We start from the raw sequence: 18,011 nt of genomic DNA on the forward strand, positions 1-18,011 counted from the left end.
GCATCTGGTCTATGGCGTCCTCAAATCGGGCACCGCATTTGACCCACAGAAAGCCCTTGCCAGGTGAGGGGCAAGACGGTATCTACACGACGCGGCCTGGTCGCTCCGGCTAGCCGGTTTCACCCGGCGCGAAGGCCTCGATCGACAAGGCATGGATATCGGTCTGCATCATCTCGCCGACGGCGGCGTAGACCGCCCGATGGCGCGCCAACGGCGGCTTGCCGGCAAACACGGCACTGACCACCCGCACATTGAAATGCCCGCGCCCATCGCGCGCGCCGGCGTGGCCGGCGTGCCGGTGGCTGTCGTCCACCACCTCCAGTTCGGTGGGCGCCAGCGCCGTTTGCAGGGCCACGCGGATCCGCTCGACCCGGCTCATGGCAGCACCCGCCGGAACGGCCGGACCTCGATGCGCGCATATACGCCCGCTTCCACATAGGGATCGGCATCGGCCCAGGCACGCGCCTGCTCCAGTGCATCGAATTCGGCAATCACCACGCTGCCGCTGAAGCCGGCCGGACCCGGATCCTCTGCATCGATGGCCGGGCATGGCCCCGCCACCAGCAGCCTGCCGGCCGCGGCCAGCGCCTGCAGGCGCGCCAGATGCGCCGGTCGCGCCTGTTGCCGCGCGGCCAGCGCATCGGCCCGGTCATAGCCTTCGATTACGTACCACACACGCCACCTCATCCAGGACTTGGAGATCACCGCGGGATTCTAGCCGGCCCGGCGCTGGACACCGCCCCCGCGCACGCATTACCCTTGGCACCACTGCACACGCAACCGGACGCAGCGGCCCGTCGGCACAGGCTCAACGCTCTTCCCGACGACCGATTCGCTGCCCACCGCCGGCCCGCGTAGACGACCTCCTCGCTGTTCCGTCGCCGCATGCCACGCGGCGCCTGCTTGCATGTGGATTGGCGAATGTAGATATGTGGGATCGTGCCGGCGCAGGCACGACATTGATCGCAATAACTCAAGGCAAAGCCCTGCAGGCGCGGCTCAAGACCGCGGCCGGCGACCGTAAGACCCGATGTCGACCTGATGAATTCCGAACTCGCGCACGTCGCGACTCCGCCAGCCACGAGCGCGCCGCCACAGCAGCAGGAAATGCCGCTGGCGGTGGTGCATGGGCAACCGGTGCTGCAGATTCCGCAGGATCTGTACATCCCGCCGGATGCGCTGGAAGTCATCCTGGATGCCTTCGAAGGTCCGCTGGACCTGCTGCTGTACCTGATCCGCCGGCAGAACCTAGACATCCTGGACATCCCTGTCGCCGAGATCACCCGGCAGTACGTGGACTACATCAACGTGATGCAGGAGCTGCGCTTCGAACTGGCGGCCGAATACCTGGTGATGGCCGCGATCCTGGCCGAGATCAAATCGCGCATGCTGTTGCCGCGCCCGCCCAGCCAGGATGGCGAAGAAGAAGACCCACGCGCCGAGCTGGTACGCCGCCTGCAGGAATACGAGCGCTTCAAGCAGGCCGCCGAGGATCTGGACACGCTGCCACGCATGGGCCGCGACAGCGCGCCGGTGCAGGCGCATCTGCCCGAGCGCGCCGCAGTCAAGCTGCCGCCGCCGGTGGAACTGAAAGAAATGCTGATGGCGCTGTACGACGTGCTCAAACGCGCCGAGCTGTTCAGCGGCCACGCGATCAAGCGCGAGGCGCTGAGCGTGCGCCAGCGCATGGGCGATGTGCTCGGCCGCCTGGACGACGGCAAGTTCTACCGTTTCGAATCGCTGTTCACCGCCGAGGAAGGCAAGCTCGGCGTGCTGGTCACCTTCCTGGCGCTGCTCGAATTGGCCAAGGAGCAGTTGCTGGACATCGTGCAGGAAGCGCCGCTGGCGCCGATCTACGTGAAGTCGCTGGCGTTGGGAAATACCAATGCGCCGCTGCAATTCTCCAGCGAATTCGATGACAGCGATGCTGCCAACGAACCTACCTGAAGCCGATCGCCGAATGGATCAAGCGCTGATCACCCGCATCATCGAAGCCGCCCTGTTGGCGAGCAGCCAGCCGCTGACGCTGGCGCAGCTGCAGGGCCTGTTTCCCGAAGAAGAGCCGGCACCGCCCGGCAGCGTCGAGCGCGCGCTGGAGCTGCTGCGCGAAGGCTGCGCCGAGCGCGGCGTGGAACTGGTCGAGGTGGCCTCCGGCTTCCGCTTCCAGGTCAAGGCCGATGTACATGGCTGGGTGGCACGGCTGTGGACCGAGCGCCGCACCAAGTACACCCGCGCCACGCTGGAAACCCTGGCGCTGATCGCCTATCGCCAGCCGATAACCCGCGGCGAGATCGAGCAGGTGCGTGGCGTGGCGGTCAGCAGCAACATCATCCAGGCGCTGGAAGAACGCGAATGGATCCGCGTGGTCGGCCACCGCGACGTGCCCGGCAAGCCGGCGCTGTTCGGCACCACCAAGGGCTTTCTGGATTACTTCGGGCTCAAGCGGCTGGACGAGCTGCCGCCCTTGTCCGAGCTGAAGGACATCGCCGAGCTGGAGCCGCAGCTGCCGCTGGACCGCGATGGCCAGCTGGACGGCGCAGTGCCGGCATCGGCATCGTTGCAGGCCGACCAGGACGAAGCGGATGCCGATGCGGCCGATGACGCAGCCGGCGGCGATACGGATGCAGATGCCGCGATGGGCGAGGCTTCCTCGACGGCAGATGCCGGCGCCACCCCGGCTGAGTCCACCGACAACGCCGCCGCACCTGCCGATGAAGAGAACGCCGCCCCTGCCGATAACGGCAGCGAGGCCGACGACGCCATCGAAAGCGCTGCAGCGCAGCCCGGCAGCGCAACAGATGGCACGCTGGACCACGAGCAAGACCCGCACCGGCACGACGCCGTCAGCCGCGACCACCGCGATGCCGACGAGCCGCACCCCGGCACACCGCAGCACCCCGAGCCCGCCTCGGCGCAGGACCCGAACACGCAACACCCCGATGCCGCCCGCGAGGGCGACCCCGACACCGCGCCGGGCACGCGCGCGGATGCAGCGAACGAAGACGAAGACAACGCCGTCGCGACGACGACCGTGGCTGTTGACGAAGCCGATTCCGACCCAGAGGCCGACCCGCAACGCGTCGGCCGGAGCCAGACACATGAGTGACACCCCCCGCAAGCTGTCGTTGAACAAGCTTTCCCTCAAGCGCGACAGCGCGCCCGAAGCGCCCAAGCTGGAAGAGCGCCTGCACAAGGTACTGGCCCAGGCTGGCCTGGGCTCGCGCCGCGCGCTGGAGCAGCGCATCGCCGATGGCCTGATCAAGGTCAATGGTGCCGTCGCGCAGACCGGCATGTCGGTGCGCAGCGGCGACAAGATCGAACTGGACGGCCGCAGCTTCGTGGCCAGCGCGCTGACCGAGCCGGCGCGCGTGCTGATCTATAACAAGCCCGAAGGCGAAGTGACCACGCGCGAAGATCCCGAAGGCCGCCCGACCGTGTTCGAGTCGCTGCCGGCACTGAAGGGCTCGCGCTGGATCGCCATCGGCCGCCTGGACATCAACACCACCGGCCTGCTGCTGCTCACCACCGATGGCGAGCTGGCCAATGCGATGATGCATCCCTCCTACGAGGTCGAGCGCGAGTACGTGGTGCGCGTGCGCGCCCCGGAAGGCGAGGAAAAAGTCTCCGACGCCATCATCGAGCGCCTGTCGCGCGGCGTGTTGCTGGAAGACGGCGGCGCCAAGTTCGACGAGATCGAACGCATCGGCGGCACCGATTCGCACGACTGGTTCCGCGTGGTGGTCAAGGAAGGCCGCAACCGCGAAGTGCGCCGCCTGTGGGAATCGCAGGGCTGCCAGGTCAGCCGCCTCAAGCGCAGCCGCTACGGCAAGATCTCGCTGCCGCGCGAACTGCTGCGCGGGCAGTCGGTGGAAGTGGCGCAGGACAAGGTCGACGCGCTGCGCGCCGAACTCAAGCTGGAAGAAGGCGCGCCCTCGGCGCTGACCCTGCAGCCGGTGATCGGCCAGCGCCGCGCTGCCAAGTCCACCGTGCATGTCGCGCGCGATGGCGGCCGCAGCAATGCCTACGTCAATGGGCAGACCTCCGGTGCCGATGAAGGGCGTGAACTGCGCCGCTTCGACAATTTCCGCGAAGACCGCGGCGGCCGCGGTCGCGGCAAGTCCGGTGGTTTCAAGGGCGGCCTGACCGTCAGTGGCGAAGCCGCGGCCAAGCAGTCGCAGCAGCGTCCCTTCAAGCAGCGTGGCCCGGCCAAGGGCGACCGCTCGCTGCCGGACGGCAACCCGGCCGCGTTCCGCAGCTGGTATGTGCCCGATGGCGTGAGCACCGGCCCCAGTGGTCATCGCAATGCCGGCCCCGGTGGCAACGGCACCGGCCAGACGCGCCCGTATGCCAAGAAGGGCCCGGGCGGTGCACGTCCGGGTGCCGGCGGACAGGGCCGCGGCGGTGCCGGTGGTCAGGGCCAGTCGCAGGGCCAAGGCCAGGGGCAGCGCAAGCATCCCTACGGCCATCCGGGCAATGCGCCGATCTTCCCGTCCGACCACGCCACTCCGGGCTTCAATCCGTATGGGGCAGCACGTCCCGCCGGTCGCCCCAGCGGCGGTCGTCCGGGTCCGGGCGGCAACCGCGGCCCGGCCTCGGCCAATCGTGGTCCGGGTGGTCCGGGTGGCGCCCCGCGTGGCCCGGGCGGCCGTCCGCCGGGCGGCGGCAACCGTCGCCCGCCCGGTGGCGGCAATCGCGGTCGCTAAGAGCGGCTAACAAAACGTAACGAGCGCTGGTCAGGTGGTGCGGACGGCGCGGAGGAAGCGCAGTGTACGCGTGGTACATGCCGCACCGAGCAGCGACCGCGCCCGCCTGGCGGCCGCGCAGTCGTTTTGCTGGCGGCTCTTAAGTCCTGGCGGCTACGCACGCAAAAAAACGGCCCTGCAAAGGGCCGTTTTCATAAGCGCCTGCCGGCGGCATGACAGCAGATCGAGTGCCACAAGCCAGGACTGCAGCAAGCCTGCCTGCACTTGTTATTCGACGATCATGGCATCGGGCAATCGGCAGGTACCGCGTCATCGCAGCACGCGCGCCCGCAGACGCGCGTTCCTGATGGCGTGGCTTACTTGCGGCGCTCGATCACGAAGTTGCCGACGTTGACGCCCAGGTCCACACCCTCGCCGGTGCCGGCCAGCGCCAGCGAGATGTCGCCCTTGGTGACCACCTGTGCGGTGCTGGACTTCACCACGCCTGCGTGCGCTTCGGCCGCCGCGTAGGTGCCGAACAGATCGTCCAGGCTGTAGGCGCCGGAGAACGTGCCACGGCCACCGGTGATCTTGGACTTGCCCACGGTCAGGCCGCCGCCCTTGCTGGAGATCTTGACCGGGATTACCGCACCGTTGTCGCACTTGATGGTGCCGGTGCCGCTGGCGGTCTTGTAGAACACCGACCAGCCGGACAGGTTGAACGAGAGCTGGCAGTCGATATTGCCGGCGGCCTTTGCCTGCGGAGCCAGCGTTGCCGCGCCGAGCAGCGCGAGAAGAGACAGGGACTTGATCATGTGTGCGGTGCCGGTGGTGGAAGTGGCGCGAGACTAGCAGCGCCGATGTGGCAGCCGCGACAACGCCCACTGACCTACGCGGCGGCTGTTCAGCCCAGCATTAGCTGGTCGCGCGCGGTGTAGGCGCCGCTGCACATCGTGCCCACGGCATGGGATCATGCCGGCATGTCACGCCCTGCCCTCCTGTTTGCCGCCGCCCTGGTGTCGCCGTTTGCGCATTGCGCCGAGGCCATTCCCACCCAGGCCTATACCGTGGTGCGCAGTTATCCGCACGACACCACCGCCTTCACCGAAGGCCTGTTCTATCGCGATGGCTATCTCTACGAAAGCACCGGCGAGCTGGGCCAGTCGCGGGTGCGCAAGGTCGAGCTGGACACCGGCCGGGTGCTACAGCAGGCGCAGACACCGCTTCCCTACTACGGCGAAGGCATCGTGGCCTGGGACGACCGGCTGATCCAGCTGACCTGGCGCAACCAGCGCGGCTTCATCTACGACCTGGCCACGCTGACGCCGCGCGGGCAGTTCAGCTATCCCGGCGAGGGCTGGGCGCTGACCAGCGATGCGCACACTCTCTACATGAGCGACGGCAGCGCGCGCATCCGCAAGCTCGATCCGCAGAGCCTGAAGCAGACCGGCAGCATCGCCGTCACCGCACGCGGCCGGCCACTGGACAATCTCAACGAGCTGGAATGGGTCAAGGGCCAGCTATTTGCCAATGTCTGGCTGACCACCCGCATTGCGCGCATCGACCCGGCCAGCGGCAAGGTCGTCGCCTGGATCGACCTCAAGGCGCTGGTACCGGAGGCGGACACCCTGACCGACCCGACCAACGACGTACTCAACGGCATCGCCTACGACGCCGAACACGACCGCCTGTTCGTCACCGGCAAGCGCTGGCCGAAGATCTATGAGATCAAGGTGGGTGAGTAGATGGGATTCGGGATTCGGGATTGGGGATTGGTAACAGCGGGCGCGCTGGCGCCTGAGGCTGCGGTGGCTTGCACCAATCCCGAATCGCGAATCCCTAATCCCCGATCTCAACCAGCAGCCGGGATTTGAGATTCGGGATTGGAGATTGGTAACAGCGGGAGCGCTGCGGCCTGGGCTGCAGTGGCTTGCACCAATCACGAATCACGAATCACGAATCCCGAACCTATCGGCATCCAGCATCGCCGGGAACCGGGCGCGGTGGTCGGCCAGGGCGGCGGCGCTGATGGTGGTGGTGACCACCTGTTCGCGTTCGCGGATTTCCACCTGCGGCTGGCCGAGGAAATCGATCACCGCGCTGTCGCCGGCGTAGTGCAGCTGATTGCCGTCCACGCCGATGCGGTTGACCGCCGCCACGAAGCACAGGTTCTCGATCGCGCGTGCGCGCAGCAGCGTCTTCCAGGCGTAGGCACGTGCCGAAGGCCAGTTGGCCACGAACAACTGCAGGTCGAAATCCAGCTGGCCCGGGCGCTCCACATCGAAGCGGTTGCGGCAGAACACCGGGAAGCGCAGGTCGTAGCAGACCTGCGGATTGATCCGCCAGCCCTTCCATTCCACGCAAAGACGCTCGCGTCCGGCCGCGTAGCGAAGGTGTTCGTTGCCGAAGCGGAACAGGTGGCGCTTGTCGTAGTACTGCAACGCACCGTCAGGCGTGGCCCACAACAGTCGGTTGAACACACCGTGCTCGGTGCGCAACTGCACGCTACCGGTCACCGCCGCACCCAACCGCGCCGCCTGCGTGCGCACCCAGTCCACGGTTGGCCCGTCCATGCCTTCGGCCTTGTCGATGGCGTCGTTGGAGAACCCGCTGGTGAAGGTCTCCGGCAGGATCACCAGATCGCTCTGCCCGGCCAGCGGCTCCAGCAATCCAGCGTAGTAGTCGCGATTGCCGGCCGGATCGTGCCAGCGGGTGTCGCCTTGGATCAGGGAGATGCGCAGGTCGTGCATTGAAGGCTCGGGATTCGGGAGTGGGGATTGGGGATTCGAACGGCGGGCTTCGGGTGGCTTCCTGTCATCGGCATTGTGCGAACTCGTCAACAAACGACCAACCGCCGTTGCCAATCCCCAATCCCGACTCCCGAATCCCAGCTGTTCAGAGCCTGCGCAAACGCTCGATCGCCGCATCCAATGTCGCATCGTTCTTGGCGAAGCACAGCCGCGCCAGACGCTGACCAGCCGGGGCATTCTCATAGAACGGCGACAGCGGGATCGCGGCCACGCCGTTTTCGATCGTCAGCCACTTCACGAATTCGGTGTCGGGCAGATCGCTGATCGCCGAGTAATCCACCAGCTGGAAATAGCCGCCGGGCACGGGCAGCGGCTTCAACCGCGTGGTCAGCAACTGTTCGCGGAAGCGGTCGCGCTTGGCCTGGTAGAACGCACCCAGCTGCTCGTCGTGCTCGGGCTCGTCGCGGATCATCGCGGCGAAGGCGTGCTGGGCCGGGCCGAAGCTGGTGAACGTGTTGTACTGGTGCACCTTGCGGAATTCGGCGGTGAGCGCCGGCGGGGCGATCGCATAGCCGATCTTCCAGCCGGTGCAGTGGTAGGTCTTGCCGAAGCTGGAGATCACGAACGCGCGCTCGCGCAGCTCCGGCCAGCGCAGCACCGACTCGTGGCGGCGGCCGTCGAACACGATGTGCTCGTACACCTCGTCGGACAACAGGAAGATCTCGGTGCCGCGCAGCAGTTCGGTCAGCGTCTGCAGGTCGTCGGCCGAGAGCATCGCGCCGGACGGGTTATGCGGCGAGTTGATCATCAGCAGGCGGGTCTTGGGCGTGATCGCCGCGCGCAGCGCGTCCCAGTCCACCGCGAAGGTCTGCGGGTGTAGCGCCACATGCACCGCCCGCGCGCCGGCCAGTTCGATCGCCGGCTCGTAGCAGTCGTAGGCCGGGTCCAGCACGATCACCTCTTCGCCCGCGCGCACCACCGCGTGGATGGCGTTGAAGATGGCCTCGGTGGCGCCGCTGGTGACGGTGATCTCGGTATCGGCGTCGACCTGCGCGCCGTAGCAACGCTGCGCCTTGCCGGCGATGGCCTGGCGCAGCGCGGCCACGCCGGTCATCGGCGGGTACTGGTTGTGGCCGGCGGCCATGGCCCTGGTCAGTTCGTCGACCAGCCGCTGCGGCACCGCGAAATCGGGAAAGCCCTGGCCCAGGTTGACCGCGCCGTGCTCGGCCGCCAGCTGCGACATGACGGTGAAGATGGTGGTGCCCACCTTGGGCAGCTTGGTGGTGAGGGGCATCGGGCCTGTCCGGGCAACAAACGGGGGGACCGCGAGTGTACGCAAAGCCGCCAGGCGGTTGCGCCCGAGCGATGCAATACAGCGTTCCCGGACACATCACCCCACCGAACGCGCCCCCGGCAGCGCGCCATCGTCGCTACAATGCGCGCCCTGCTTCACAGGGTGTCGCGCCGGTTGCCTGTTGGCGATGGCCCGGCACCTGTTCGCCCACCCCATGCCGTCCTGCGACGGGAGCCCGCTGCGCCGATGATCGAACCGCTGCACACTGCGCCCCCGCTGCTGGCGGCGCGCGCGCTGGCCTTCAGCCGCAACGAAGAGCCGGTGTTCGGCCCGCTGGATTTCCATGTGGATGCCGGCGAAGCCCTGCTGGTGCAAGGCGACAACGGCGCCGGCAAGACCACGTTGCTGCGGGTGCTGGCCGGATTGCTGCAGGTGGAGCGCGGGCAGATCCAGATCGACGGCAAGACCGCGCAGCGTGGCGACCGCAGCCGCTTCATGGCCTACCTGGGCCACCTGCCCGGCCTGAAGGCCGACCTCAGCACGCTGGAGAACCTGCACTTCCTGTGCGGCCTGCATGGCCGCCGCGCCAAGCAGATGCCCGGCAGCGCGCTGGCCATCGTGGGCCTGGCCGGTTACGAGGATGCATTGGTGCGGCAGCTCTCTGCCGGCCAACGCAAGCGGCTGGGGCTTGCCCGGCTGTGGCTTTCGCCGGCTCCGTTGTGGTTGCTGGACGAGCCCTACGCCAACCTGGACCTGGACGGCATCACCCTGGTCAACCGGATGATTTCCGCGCACCTGCGCGGCGGTGGCGCGGCACTGGTCACCACCCACGGCGCCTACGCGGCACCACCGGTGCGCACCCGCATGCTCACCCTGGAGGCCGCGGCATGACACCGTCGTCGCAGCCGTCCTTGCTGCAAGCGGCCCGCGCGCTGGTCCGTCGCGATCTGCAATTGCTGTGGCGCCGTCGCAGCGACGCACTGCAGCCGGCGCTGTTCGCGCTGCTGATCGTGGTGCTGTTCGCGCTGGGCCTGGGCGGGCGCCCCGACCTGCTGGCACAGGCCGCACCTGCGGTGCTGTGGCTATCGGTCCTGCTGGCCGGCCTGCTGTCGTTGGATGCCCTGTTCCGCAGCGACGTGGAAGATGGATCGATGGAGCAATGGTTGCTGGCGCCGGTGCCGCTGGCCTGGTTGATCGCGATACGCGTGCTGTTGCATTGGGCTACCAGCGCGCTGCCGTTGATTGCGGTGACGCCATTGCTGGGCGAATTGCTGCACCTGCCGCATGACCAATTGCCGGTGCTGCTGGCATCGTTGGCGCTGGGCACACCGATTCTGAGCCTGCTCGGCGCAGTGGTCGCGGCGCTGACGGTCACCATGAAGCGCTCTGGTATTCTCGTGGCGTTGCTGGCGTTGCCGCTGTACGTGCCGGTGCTGGTGTTCGGTGCCGGCAGCGTGGCGGCCAGTGGACAAGGGCAGGATGCGGTGGGTGCGTTGTTGTTGCTGGGCGCAGGGTTGGTGATCGGCATCGTGCTGGCACCGCTGGCGGCGGCGGCGGCGATCCGGATCTCGCTCAGCTGATCGACGTTGCAGATGCACCGCTGATGGCAGACCGTAGGCCGTACCGCGACGTCGTACCGAGAGTTGTCTCCATGCAAAGAGCCATCGCCATGCCAAGAGCCACCGCCATCGCATGAACGTCGTCGTCCGCTGGTTCCACCAACTCGCCTCGCCCCCGATCTTCGACCGTTTCACCGCGCGCTGGGCCCCCTGGTGCTACGCGCTGGCTGCGCTGTTGCTGGGCGCGGGGATCTGGCAGGCCCTGTTCGCGGTGCCGGCCGACTACCAGCAGGGCGACAGCTTCCGCATTCTGTATATCCACGTGCCCAGCGCGTGGATGAGCCTGTTCGTGTTCGGCCTGATGGCGCTGTACGCGGCCATTGCGCTGATCTGGCGCATCAAGGTGTGCGAGATCCTGGCGATGGCGTGCGCACCGATCGGCGCGGCGTTCACCGTAATCACCCTGCTCACCGGCAGCATCTGGGGCAAGCCGATGTGGGGCGCCTGGTGGGACTGGGACCCGCGCCTGACCACCGAATTGATCCTGCTGTTCCTGTATCTGGGCGTGATCGGCCTGTACCACGCCATCGACGACCGCCGTCAGGCGGCACGCGCGGCCGGCCTGCTGGCGATCGTGGGGGTGGTGCTGTTGCCGGTGATCCGCTATTCGGTGGTGTGGTGGAATTCGCTGCACCAGGGCCAGAGCATCCGCCTGTTCGGCCCGTCGACCATCGATGCCAGCATGTTGCTGCCGCTGTGGTTGATGGTGATCGGCACCAAATTCTGGTTTGCCGGGTCGCTGCTCACCCGCGCACGCGCCGACAACCTGCGCCGCGAGGCCGGCAAGGCCTGGATCGTGCGCGAGCCGCAGGACACTGCCGCATGAGCTATCTGCCGTATGTCATCGCCGCCTACGCCGTGTTCGTGCTGGTCCTGCTGTGGGACCTGATCGCCGGCCGTTGGCAGGTGCGTCGCGCATTGAAGACCGCCCAGGCGCGCCGCCTGCGCGAGCGCAAGCGCACCCTGCCCAGCGATGCGGAGCTGAGCCGATGAACCCGCAACGGCGGCGCCGCCTGTGGCTGGTGCTCGCGCTGGTGCTGGCCGGCGGACTGGCGACCACGCTGGTGGCGATGGCCCTGCAGCGCAACGTGGCGTATCTGTACACGCCCTCGGAAGTGCTGCGCGGCGATGCCGGCGAACACGCGCGCTTCCGGCTCGGTGGCATGGTGGAAAAAGGCTCGTTCAAACGCGCCTCCGGGTCGCTGGAAGCGCAGTTCCGCGTCACCGATGGCGATGCGCAGCTGCCGGTGCGCTACGACCGCATCCTGCCCGACCTGTTCCGCGAGGGTCAGGCGGTGGTGGCGACAGGCCGCATGCAGCAAGGCGTATTCGTGGCCGAAGACGTGCTGGCCAAGCACGATGAAACCTATATGCCCAAGGAAGTGGCCGACAAGATGGGCGATGCGCATCGCAAGCATCGGGTGGAGGGGCCGCAGTGAGGCGCCTCGGGACTGGGGACCCGGGACCGGGGACCCGGGAAAGGCGCGTTATCGCGAGCGCAGGCCTGCCAGCAGTAGCTTGTCGCGCGCGTCTCGGCGAAGCCACAGACCTGAATGTCCCCCGCCCCCCGGTCCCCGGCCCCGGCGCTCCCAAACACCGCGCTGCCTTCAAAAGCCGCGTAACGGTTGCCTCTCGCACGCATCTCAGCCGCGCCAGGAACCCTGCTTTCCCCGGGTCCCCGGTCCCCGGCCCCGGCGCTCACAAACACCACGCTGCCTTCAAAGACCGCGTAACGCTTGCCCCTCGCACGCATCTCAGCCGCGCCAGGAACCCTGCTTTCCCCGGGTCCCCGGTCCCCGGTCCCCGGTCCCGGCTCCCCCATGCTTCCTGAGCTCGGCACCTTCCTGCTGGTCCTGGCCTTGCTGGTCGCGCTGGTGCAGGCCGCCTTGCCGCTGGCCGGTGCGCAGCGCGGGCATGCCAGCTGGATGGCGGTGGCACGGCCGGCGGCGCTGGTGCAGCTGGGTCTGATTGCCACCGCGTTCGCGTTGCTGACGCACGCGTTCCTGGTGCAGGACTTTTCGGTGCGCTATGTGGCCGAAAACTCCAATAGCCTGTTGCCGGTGATCTATCGCTACTCGGCGGTCTGGGGCGCGCACGAAGGCTCGCTGTTGCTGTGGACGCTGGTGCTGGCGATGTGGACCGGTGCGGTGGCGCTGTGGTCGCGGCAATTGCCGGCGCAGGTGGTGGCGCGCGTGCTCGGGGTGATGGCGCTGATCAGCGTGGGCTTCCTGGCCTTCCTGTTGTTCACCTCCAATCCGTTCGCGCGCCTGCTACCGGTGCCGCCCGAAGGCGCCGACCTCAATCCCCTGCTGCAGGACCCGGGCCTGATCATCCACCCGCCGATGTTGTACTGCGGCTATGTCGGCTTTGCGGTGCCGTTCGCCTTCGCCATCGCCGCGCTGCTGGAAGGACGCATGGACGCGCGCTGGCTGCGCTGGACCCGGCCCTGGACCAACGTGGCCTGGGCCATGCTCACCGTGGGCATCGCGCTGGGCAGCTGGTGGGCGTATTACGAGCTGGGCTGGGGCGGCTGGTGGTTCTGGGATCCGGTGGAAAACGCCAGCTTCATGCCGTGGCTGGTCGGTACCGCGCTGCTGCATTCGCAGGCGGTCACCGAAAAGCGCGGCAGCTTCGCCAGCTGGACGCTGTTGCTGGCGATCGCCGCCTTCGCGTTGTCGCTGCTGGGCACCTTCCTGGTGCGCTCGGGCGTGCTGACCAGCGTGCATTCGTTCGCCGCCGATCCGTCGCGTGGCCTCTTCATCCTGGTGTTCCTGCTGGCGGTAGTGGGCGGTTCGCTGTTGCTGTACGCGCTTCGCGCGCCGCGCATGAGCCCTGGCGACGATCCGCGCCGCGCGTTCGCCGGCAGTTCGCGCGAGACGCTGCTATTGCTCAACAACCTGCTGCTGACCTGCGCCTGCGCGATGGTGCTGCTGGGCACGCTGTACCCACTGCTGGCCGATGCGCTGGGGCTGGGCAAGCTGTCGGTGGGCCCGCCCTACTTCGGTACTTTGTTCCTGGTGTTGATGGCGCCGCTGGTAGCGTTGCTGCCGTTTGGCCCGCTTACGCGCTGGCAGCGCGAACAGGCCTCGCGACCGCTGGCGCTGCTGGCGCCCTGGGCCGGCCTGGCGCTGGCCGCAGGCGTGCTGGCCTGGTTCGTGGCACCGCAGGGGCAGCTGAAGGCAGCCATCGGCGTCACCGGCGCGGCATGGGTGCTGTTGGGCACACTGCGCTTCCTGTGGACGCGGCATGCCGCCAAGGGCCGGCGCTTCACCGCCGAGATGCTGGGCATGGCGCTGGCGCACCTGGGCGTGGCGGTCTTCCTGGCCGGCGCGCTGCTGGTGGAATCGCTGAGCCTGCAGCGCGAGGTCGCATTGGCACCCGGCCAGCAGATCGAGATCGGGGGATACGCGCTGCACTTCGAGAATCTGGAAGAACTGCGCGGGCCGAACTACCTGTCCGACCGCGCCAACCTGCAGGTGTTCAAGGACGATGTGCCGGTCGGCAGGCTGCATGCGGAAAAACGCCGCTACGCCAGCGGCGGGCAGACCCTGACCGAGGCGGCGATCCGCCCTGGCCCGTTTGGCGACCTGTATGTCGCCCTTGGCGAACCGCTGGGCAACCAGGCCTGGGCGGTGCGCGTCCACCTCAAGCCGTTCGTGCGCTGGATCTGGCTGGGAGCGCTGCTGATGGCGCTCGGCGGCCTGGTCACCGCGGCCGACCGGCGTTTTCGTCGTCCTGCGGAGATCCAAGATGTCTGAGTCGCGTTCGCCCCGCCTGCCCACTGCGGTTCTCGTGGGCGCCATCGTGCTGCTGCTCGCCCTGGCGGCACTCTTGGTCTATGCGGTGGTGCGCTCGGGCCAGGACGATCGCGATGCCCTGCCCTCGGCGCTGATCGGCAAGCCGGCGCCGGAGTTCGCGCTGCCGTTGCTGCACGACCCCAGCATCGTGGTGCACGCGCGCGAGCTGCGTGGCGCGCCCTACATCATCAATGTATGGGGCAGCTGGTGCCCGGCCTGCCGCGAAGAACACCCGGTGCTGAGCAAGTTCGCGCTGACCAAGCGGGTGCGCGTGATCGGCTACAACTGGAAGGACGAGCGCGCCGACGCCCTGCGCTGGCTCGAGCAATTGGGCAACCCGTACCTGCTGGTGGTGGCCGACGTCGACGGGCGCACCGCCATCGACTTCGGCATTGCGGCGGCGCCGGAAACCTTCCTGGTCGACGGGCGCGGCGTGGTGCGCTGGAAGTACAGCGGCATGCTCACCCAGTCCATCATCGACACCCAGCTGATTCCGGCATTGAGCCGGATCGAACGCTCGCCCAGCGCCGCCCCGGATCTACACGCCAAGCCATGAGCCGCGCCTGGCTGCTGACGCTGCTGCTGTTGCTGCCCTGGCTGGCCGTGGCCCAGCCGGTGGGCGATCACGCGCCGCTGCACTACCGTTCCGCCGCCGAGGAGGCACGCTTCCACGCGCTGACCGCCGAGCTGCGCTGCGTGCAATGCCAGAACCAGTCGCTGGCCGATTCCAACGCGCAGATCGCCCAGGATCTGCGCCGCGAAGTGCTGGCGCTGATGCAGCAGGGCCGCAGCGATGCGCAGATTCGTGAGTTCCTGGTCGCGCGCTACGGGCAATTCGTGCTGTACCGCCCGCAGGTGGAATCGCGCACCTGGTTGCTGTGGTTTGGCCCGTTGCTGGTCCTGCTGCTGGGCGGCACGGCGGTGGTCATGCTGGTACGCCGCCGCAGCGCCGCCGCGCCCGCGCTGCCGCCCGACGAGCAGGAGTGGTGATGGTCGGTTTCGTGATTGCGGTGGTGGCCATTGCACTGCTGGCCTTTGGAGTGGTGCTGCGGCCGCTGTGGCGGCAGGCGCGCGGGCTGGCCGCCAGCATGGCGGCGCTGCTAATGGGTGCCAGCGCGGCCTTGTACTGGCTGGTGGGCACGCCGGGCGCGATCGAACTGGCCGCCAACCGCCCGGACACGCCACGCACGCTGGACGAGGCCATCGTGCAGCTGCGCGCAGCCCTGGCACGCAATCCTGATCAGGCCGAAGGCTGGTTGCTGCTGGGTCGCTCGCTCTCCAGCCAGCAGAAGTTCGCCGAGGCCCGCGACGCCTTCGCGCGGGCGGTGGCGCTACGGCCGGATGAACCTGACGTACTGGTGGCCGCCGCGCAGGCGCGCATGCTGGCCGACGACAGCGGCCGCCCGGATCCGCAGGCGCTGCGCCTGCTCGAGCATGCGCTCAGCGTGCAACCGGACCACCAGCGCGCACGCTGGTTTCTGGGCGTGGTGCAGCGCCAGGCCGGCCAGCCGGCCAAGGCCAGCGCCACCTGGGAGCCCTTGCTGCAGGTGGTCGACGCCAGCACCCGCCCCGGCCTGCTCGAACAGATCAACGCCGCCCGCCAGGAAGCCGGGCTGGCAGCGTTGCCGGCAGCGGCCACGAGCGGCGCCGATGCGGCGGCCGGCAAACGCATCAGCGTGCGCGTCGCGCTGGATGCGGAATTTGCCAAACGCACCGCGCTGCCCGGCGACACCAGCGTGTTCGTGATCGCCCGCGCAGCCGACACGCCGATGCCGGTGGCGGTGGAAAAACACGCCCTCAGCGAACTGCCGCTAACCATCACCCTGGACGACGGCGACAGCCCGATGCCCACCCGCGCTCTGTCGTCATTGGGCAATGTTCAGGTACTGGCGCGGCTGTCGCGCAGCGGCAACGCCATGCGCCAGGCCGACGATGTGGAAAGCACGCCGGTCACCGTGCAACTGCCCGCCAGCGGCCCAGTGGAGCTGGTGATCGGACGCTGACAACAAGCGATTCTGCGTACAGCAGCCGCCACGGCATTCACGGTTTCGCAGCCTGCCTTCGCCCTGGCCACGACAGCACGGCCAGCAGCTACTCTCTACTACCAAATCCCGAATCTCGATTCTCGATTCCCGATCTCATGACCGAATTCATCCCCACCGGCACGCTATTCCACGCCCTGCCCTCGCCGTTTCCGATGAAGCGCGGCGGCGCCCTGCATCGGGCGCGCATCGCCTACGAAACCTGGGGCACGCTGGCAGCCGATCGCAGCAATGCGCTGCTGATTGTCACCGGGCTCTCGCCCAATGCGCATGCCGCTGCCAACCCGGGCAACCCCGAGCCGGGTTGGTGGGAGGCAATGGTCGGGCCGGGCAAGCCGATCGACACCACGCGCTGGTTCGTGGTCTGCGTCAATTCGCTGGGCAGCTGCAAGGGCTCGACCGGGCCGGCTTCGATCGATCCGGCCACCGGCGAGCGCTATCGGCTGCGCTTTCCGGACCTGTCGATCGAAGACGTGGCCGATGCCGCCGCCGATGTGGTGCGCGCGCTGGGCATCGCGCAACTGGCCTGCCTGATCGGCAACTCGATGGGCGGCATGACCGCGCTGGCGCTGCTGCTGCGCCATCCCGGCATCGCACGCAGCCATATCAACATCTCCGGCAGCGCGCAGGCCCTGCCGTTTTCTATCGCCATCCGCTCGCTGCAGCGCGAAGCGATCCGGCTGGACCCCAACTGGAACGGCGGTCATTACGACGACACCAGCTACCCGGAATCGGGCATGCGCATGGCACGCAAGCTCGGCGTGATCACCTATCGCTCGGCGCTGGAATGGGATGGCCGCTTCGGCCGCGTGCGGCTGGATTCCGAACAGGCCGACGACGATCCGTTCGGGCTGGAATTCCAGGTGGAAAGCTATCTGGAAGGCCACGCGCGCCGCTTCGTGCGCTTCTTCGATCCCAACTGCTATCTGTACCTGAGCCGCTCAATGGACTGGTTCGATCTGGCCGACTACGCCGAGCCGGCACCGAGCGCACAGACGCCATTAGCTGCAGCCCGCGACGCCGGCGCGCATGTCGGCAACGCATCGGCAAGCCAGGACTCCAGCGATGGCAAGGTGCTGGCCGGCCTGTCGCGCATCCGCATCGCGCGCGCGCTGTCGATCGGCGCCAACACCGACATCCTGTTCCCGGTGCAGCAACAGGAACAGATCGCCGATGGCCTGCGCGCCGGCGGCGCCGATGCCCGCTTCATCGGCCTGGATTCGCCGCAGGGCCACGATGCCTTCCTGGTGGACTTCGCGCGATTCGGCCCGGCGGTGCGCGACTTTCTGGACGCCTGCTGATTGCCAGGTCCCCATCCCGATCGAGATCGCGCTCCTCGCAGACCGCCAGTGGCGTGGCTGCTGGATCCAGATCCCGATCGAGGCCGACCGCCCGTGGCGCGCTACCGCGCAGGCTCTTGGCCGGCCTGTTCGCGGTCGGCATGCTCGGCCTGGTGCTCGCAGATCGCCTGCCGGTTGCGATCGCGCTCTGGTACGCGGTAACGAGCATTGCCGCGCTGATCGCCTACCGGCTGGACAAGACCGCAGCGATGCGCGACCAGCGCCGCACCCCGGAAGCCACCCTGCATGCCATCGCCTTGCTCGGCGGCTGGCCCGGCGCGCTGCTGGCGCAATCGCTGTTCCGGCACAAGACCGTCAAGACCTCGTTCCAGATCGCGTTCTGGGGCAGCGCGCTCGCAAACGCCGCGGCGCTGGCCTGGGCGGTGTATCTGGCGCGCTGAAGCGCGCCATGCCTGTGCTTATGAGTGGCTGACAAAGCGAGTGCGCAGTCGCGATGCAGGCGCGGCCGGTGCCCGGTGCGGCGTGC

20 protein-coding genes and 1 other RNA gene are annotated in these 18,011 nt (G+C 68.0%); 15 read left to right on the forward strand and 6 right to left on the reverse strand.

Annotation, left to right across the window (positions count from 1 at the left end; genetic code table 11):
• Window positions 1-109 precede the first annotated feature (109 nt).
• Together XcodCFBP4690_RS06715 and XcodCFBP4690_RS06720 are read right to left on the reverse strand one after the other, a co-directional pair.
• Window positions 110-379, reverse strand: a complete 270-nt coding sequence (locus tag XcodCFBP4690_RS06715) for a BolA family protein (RefSeq protein ID WP_104540223.1) — start codon at window positions 377-379, stop codon at window positions 110-112.
• A complete protein-coding gene (locus tag XcodCFBP4690_RS06720; RefSeq protein ID WP_104540224.1) occupies window positions 376-675 on the reverse strand; it encodes a YciI family protein in 300 nt (99 codons plus the stop codon). The genes XcodCFBP4690_RS06715 and XcodCFBP4690_RS06720 overlap by 4 nt, the downstream gene beginning before the upstream one ends.
• Before the next feature lie 366 nt (window positions 676-1,041).
• On the opposite strand from XcodCFBP4690_RS06720, the gene XcodCFBP4690_RS06725 reads away from it, so the two are divergent.
• The 3 genes from XcodCFBP4690_RS06725 to XcodCFBP4690_RS06735 are packed head-to-tail and all read left to right on the forward strand — an operon-like array spanning window position 1,042 to window position 4,703.
• A complete protein-coding gene (locus XcodCFBP4690_RS06725; protein ID WP_104540225.1) occupies window positions 1,042-1,947 on the forward strand; it encodes a segregation and condensation protein A in 906 nt (301 codons plus the stop codon).
• Entirely contained in the window at window positions 1,886-3,106 is a 1,221-nt protein-coding gene (gene scpB, locus XcodCFBP4690_RS06730) for an SMC-Scp complex subunit ScpB (RefSeq protein WP_104540357.1), read from the forward strand. Before XcodCFBP4690_RS06725 ends, scpB begins: the two co-directional genes overlap by 62 nt.
• Window positions 3,099-4,703: a pseudouridine synthase gene (locus tag XcodCFBP4690_RS06735; RefSeq protein ID WP_104540226.1), complete on the forward strand. Its 1,605-nt coding sequence runs from the start codon at window positions 3,099-3,101 to the stop codon at window positions 4,701-4,703. Before scpB ends, XcodCFBP4690_RS06735 begins: the two co-directional genes overlap by 8 nt.
• Window positions 4,704-4,707: 4 nt before the next feature.
• Here the strand turns inward: XcodCFBP4690_RS06735 and XcodCFBP4690_RS06740 are convergent.
• A non-coding RNA gene (locus XcodCFBP4690_RS06740) (sX9 sRNA) lies at window positions 4,708-4,782 on the reverse strand.
• A gap of 277 nt (window positions 4,783-5,059) precedes the next feature.
• A complete protein-coding gene (locus XcodCFBP4690_RS06745) occupies window positions 5,060-5,497 on the reverse strand; it encodes a hypothetical protein (protein WP_104540227.1) in 438 nt (145 codons plus the stop codon).
• Window positions 5,498-5,662: 165 nt separating this feature from the next.
• Here XcodCFBP4690_RS06745 and XcodCFBP4690_RS06750 point away from each other — a divergent pair, with 165 nt between their 5' ends.
• A complete protein-coding gene (locus XcodCFBP4690_RS06750) occupies window positions 5,663-6,427 on the forward strand; it encodes a glutaminyl-peptide cyclotransferase (protein ID WP_104540228.1) in 765 nt (254 codons plus the stop codon).
• Between the two features lie 201 nt (window positions 6,428-6,628).
• On the opposite strand, the gene XcodCFBP4690_RS06755 is transcribed toward XcodCFBP4690_RS06750, so the two are convergent.
• Together XcodCFBP4690_RS06755 and XcodCFBP4690_RS06760 are read right to left on the reverse strand one after the other, a co-directional pair.
• A complete protein-coding gene (locus XcodCFBP4690_RS06755; protein WP_104540229.1) occupies window positions 6,629-7,432 on the reverse strand; it encodes an amidohydrolase in 804 nt (267 codons plus the stop codon).
• 145 nt (window positions 7,433-7,577) lie between these two features.
• On the reverse strand, window positions 7,578-8,726 hold the full coding sequence (locus XcodCFBP4690_RS06760) for a pyridoxal phosphate-dependent aminotransferase (protein ID WP_104540230.1): 1,149 nt from the start codon (window positions 8,724-8,726) through the stop codon (window positions 7,578-7,580).
• 246 nt (window positions 8,727-8,972) lie between these two features.
• Here XcodCFBP4690_RS06760 and ccmA point away from each other — a divergent pair, with 246 nt between their 5' ends.
• From ccmA to XcodCFBP4690_RS06815, 11 genes are all read left to right on the forward strand, one after another.
• On the forward strand, window positions 8,973-9,617 hold the full coding sequence (gene ccmA / locus XcodCFBP4690_RS06765; protein WP_104540231.1) for a heme ABC exporter ATP-binding protein CcmA: 645 nt from the start codon (window positions 8,973-8,975) through the stop codon (window positions 9,615-9,617).
• Window positions 9,614-10,306 (forward strand): heme exporter protein CcmB, encoded by a 693-nt coding sequence (gene ccmB, locus XcodCFBP4690_RS06770; protein ID WP_104540232.1) that lies wholly within the window; start codon window positions 9,614-9,616, stop codon window positions 10,304-10,306. The genes ccmA and ccmB overlap by 4 nt, the downstream gene beginning before the upstream one ends.
• Window positions 10,307-10,418: 112 nt before the next feature.
• Entirely contained in the window at window positions 10,419-11,171 is a 753-nt protein-coding gene (locus XcodCFBP4690_RS06775; RefSeq protein WP_104540233.1) for a heme ABC transporter permease, read from the forward strand.
• A complete protein-coding gene (locus tag XcodCFBP4690_RS06780; protein ID WP_104540234.1) occupies window positions 11,168-11,338 on the forward strand; it encodes a heme exporter protein CcmD in 171 nt (56 codons plus the stop codon). The genes XcodCFBP4690_RS06775 and XcodCFBP4690_RS06780 overlap by 4 nt, the downstream gene beginning before the upstream one ends.
• The gene (gene ccmE, locus XcodCFBP4690_RS06785) at window positions 11,335-11,784 is read left to right on the forward strand and encodes a cytochrome c maturation protein CcmE (RefSeq protein ID WP_104540235.1); all 450 of its coding nucleotides are present in this window, start codon (window positions 11,335-11,337) and stop codon (window positions 11,782-11,784) included. Before XcodCFBP4690_RS06780 ends, ccmE begins: the two co-directional genes overlap by 4 nt.
• Window positions 11,785-12,165: 381 nt before the next feature.
• On the forward strand, window positions 12,166-14,103 hold the full coding sequence (locus XcodCFBP4690_RS06790; protein WP_104540236.1) for a heme lyase CcmF/NrfE family subunit: 1,938 nt from the start codon (window positions 12,166-12,168) through the stop codon (window positions 14,101-14,103).
• Window positions 14,096-14,698, forward strand: coding sequence for a DsbE family thiol:disulfide interchange protein (locus XcodCFBP4690_RS06795; RefSeq protein ID WP_104540237.1), 603 nt, complete (start codon window positions 14,096-14,098; stop codon window positions 14,696-14,698). The genes XcodCFBP4690_RS06790 and XcodCFBP4690_RS06795 overlap by 8 nt, the downstream gene beginning before the upstream one ends.
• Window positions 14,695-15,132: a cytochrome c-type biogenesis protein gene (locus tag XcodCFBP4690_RS06800; protein WP_167394498.1), complete on the forward strand. Its 438-nt coding sequence runs from the start codon at window positions 14,695-14,697 to the stop codon at window positions 15,130-15,132. Before XcodCFBP4690_RS06795 ends, XcodCFBP4690_RS06800 begins: the two co-directional genes overlap by 4 nt.
• Complete coding sequence (locus tag XcodCFBP4690_RS06805) at window positions 15,132-16,145, forward strand: tetratricopeptide repeat protein (RefSeq protein WP_167394499.1); 1,014 nt, start codon at window positions 15,132-15,134, stop codon at window positions 16,143-16,145. Before XcodCFBP4690_RS06800 ends, XcodCFBP4690_RS06805 begins: the two co-directional genes overlap by 1 nt.
• A 137-nt stretch (window positions 16,146-16,282) precedes the next feature.
• The gene (gene metX / locus XcodCFBP4690_RS06810; protein ID WP_104540239.1) at window positions 16,283-17,485 is read left to right on the forward strand and encodes a homoserine O-acetyltransferase MetX; all 1,203 of its coding nucleotides are present in this window, start codon (window positions 16,283-16,285) and stop codon (window positions 17,483-17,485) included.
• A gap of 116 nt (window positions 17,486-17,601) precedes the next feature.
• The gene (locus XcodCFBP4690_RS06815; protein WP_244183581.1) at window positions 17,602-17,925 is read left to right on the forward strand and encodes a DUF1294 domain-containing protein; all 324 of its coding nucleotides are present in this window, start codon (window positions 17,602-17,604) and stop codon (window positions 17,923-17,925) included.
• The last annotated feature ends 86 nt before the right edge of the window (window positions 17,926-18,011 follow it).

The sequence above is a fragment of the Xanthomonas codiaei genome, from assembly GCF_002939785.1.
Taxonomy (GTDB): Bacteria; Pseudomonadota; Gammaproteobacteria; order Xanthomonadales; family Xanthomonadaceae; genus Xanthomonas; species Xanthomonas codiaei.

Excerpts from the sequence above, each read along its gene's own strand:
- XcodCFBP4690_RS06780 (WP_104540234.1), top strand. The coding sequence starts at position 11,168 with ATGAGCTATCTGCCGTATGTCATCGCCGCCTACGCCGTGTTCGTGCTG.
- XcodCFBP4690_RS06790 (WP_104540236.1), top strand. The coding sequence starts at position 12,166 with ATGCTTCCTGAGCTCGGCACCTTCCTGCTGGTCCTGGCCTTGCTGGTC.
- XcodCFBP4690_RS06750 (WP_104540228.1), top strand. The coding sequence starts at position 5,663 with ATGTCACGCCCTGCCCTCCTGTTTGCCGCCGCCCTGGTGTCGCCGTTT.
- ccmB (WP_104540232.1), top strand. The coding sequence starts at position 9,614 with ATGACACCGTCGTCGCAGCCGTCCTTGCTGCAAGCGGCCCGCGCGCTG.
- XcodCFBP4690_RS06725 (WP_104540225.1), top strand. The coding sequence starts at position 1,042 with ATGAATTCCGAACTCGCGCACGTCGCGACTCCGCCAGCCACGAGCGCG.
- metX (WP_104540239.1), top strand. The coding sequence starts at position 16,283 with ATGACCGAATTCATCCCCACCGGCACGCTATTCCACGCCCTGCCCTCG.
- XcodCFBP4690_RS06760 (WP_104540230.1), bottom strand. The coding sequence starts at position 8,726 with ATGCCCCTCACCACCAAGCTGCCCAAGGTGGGCACCACCATCTTCACC.
- ccmE (WP_104540235.1), top strand. The coding sequence starts at position 11,335 with ATGAACCCGCAACGGCGGCGCCGCCTGTGGCTGGTGCTCGCGCTGGTG.
- XcodCFBP4690_RS06745 (WP_104540227.1), bottom strand. The coding sequence starts at position 5,497 with ATGATCAAGTCCCTGTCTCTTCTCGCGCTGCTCGGCGCGGCAACGCTG.
- XcodCFBP4690_RS06800 (WP_167394498.1), top strand. The coding sequence starts at position 14,695 with ATGAGCCGCGCCTGGCTGCTGACGCTGCTGCTGTTGCTGCCCTGGCTG.
- scpB (WP_104540357.1), top strand. The coding sequence starts at position 1,886 with ATGCGCCGCTGCAATTCTCCAGCGAATTCGATGACAGCGATGCTGCCA.
- XcodCFBP4690_RS06805 (WP_167394499.1), top strand. The coding sequence starts at position 15,132 with ATGGTCGGTTTCGTGATTGCGGTGGTGGCCATTGCACTGCTGGCCTTT.
- ccmA (WP_104540231.1), top strand. The coding sequence starts at position 8,973 with ATGATCGAACCGCTGCACACTGCGCCCCCGCTGCTGGCGGCGCGCGCG.
- XcodCFBP4690_RS06735 (WP_104540226.1), top strand. The coding sequence starts at position 3,099 with ATGAGTGACACCCCCCGCAAGCTGTCGTTGAACAAGCTTTCCCTCAAG.
- XcodCFBP4690_RS06795 (WP_104540237.1), top strand. The coding sequence starts at position 14,096 with ATGTCTGAGTCGCGTTCGCCCCGCCTGCCCACTGCGGTTCTCGTGGGC.
- XcodCFBP4690_RS06755 (WP_104540229.1), bottom strand. The coding sequence starts at position 7,432 with ATGCACGACCTGCGCATCTCCCTGATCCAAGGCGACACCCGCTGGCAC.
- XcodCFBP4690_RS06715 (WP_104540223.1), bottom strand. The coding sequence starts at position 379 with ATGAGCCGGGTCGAGCGGATCCGCGTGGCCCTGCAAACGGCGCTGGCG.
- XcodCFBP4690_RS06775 (WP_104540233.1), top strand. The coding sequence starts at position 10,419 with ATGAACGTCGTCGTCCGCTGGTTCCACCAACTCGCCTCGCCCCCGATC.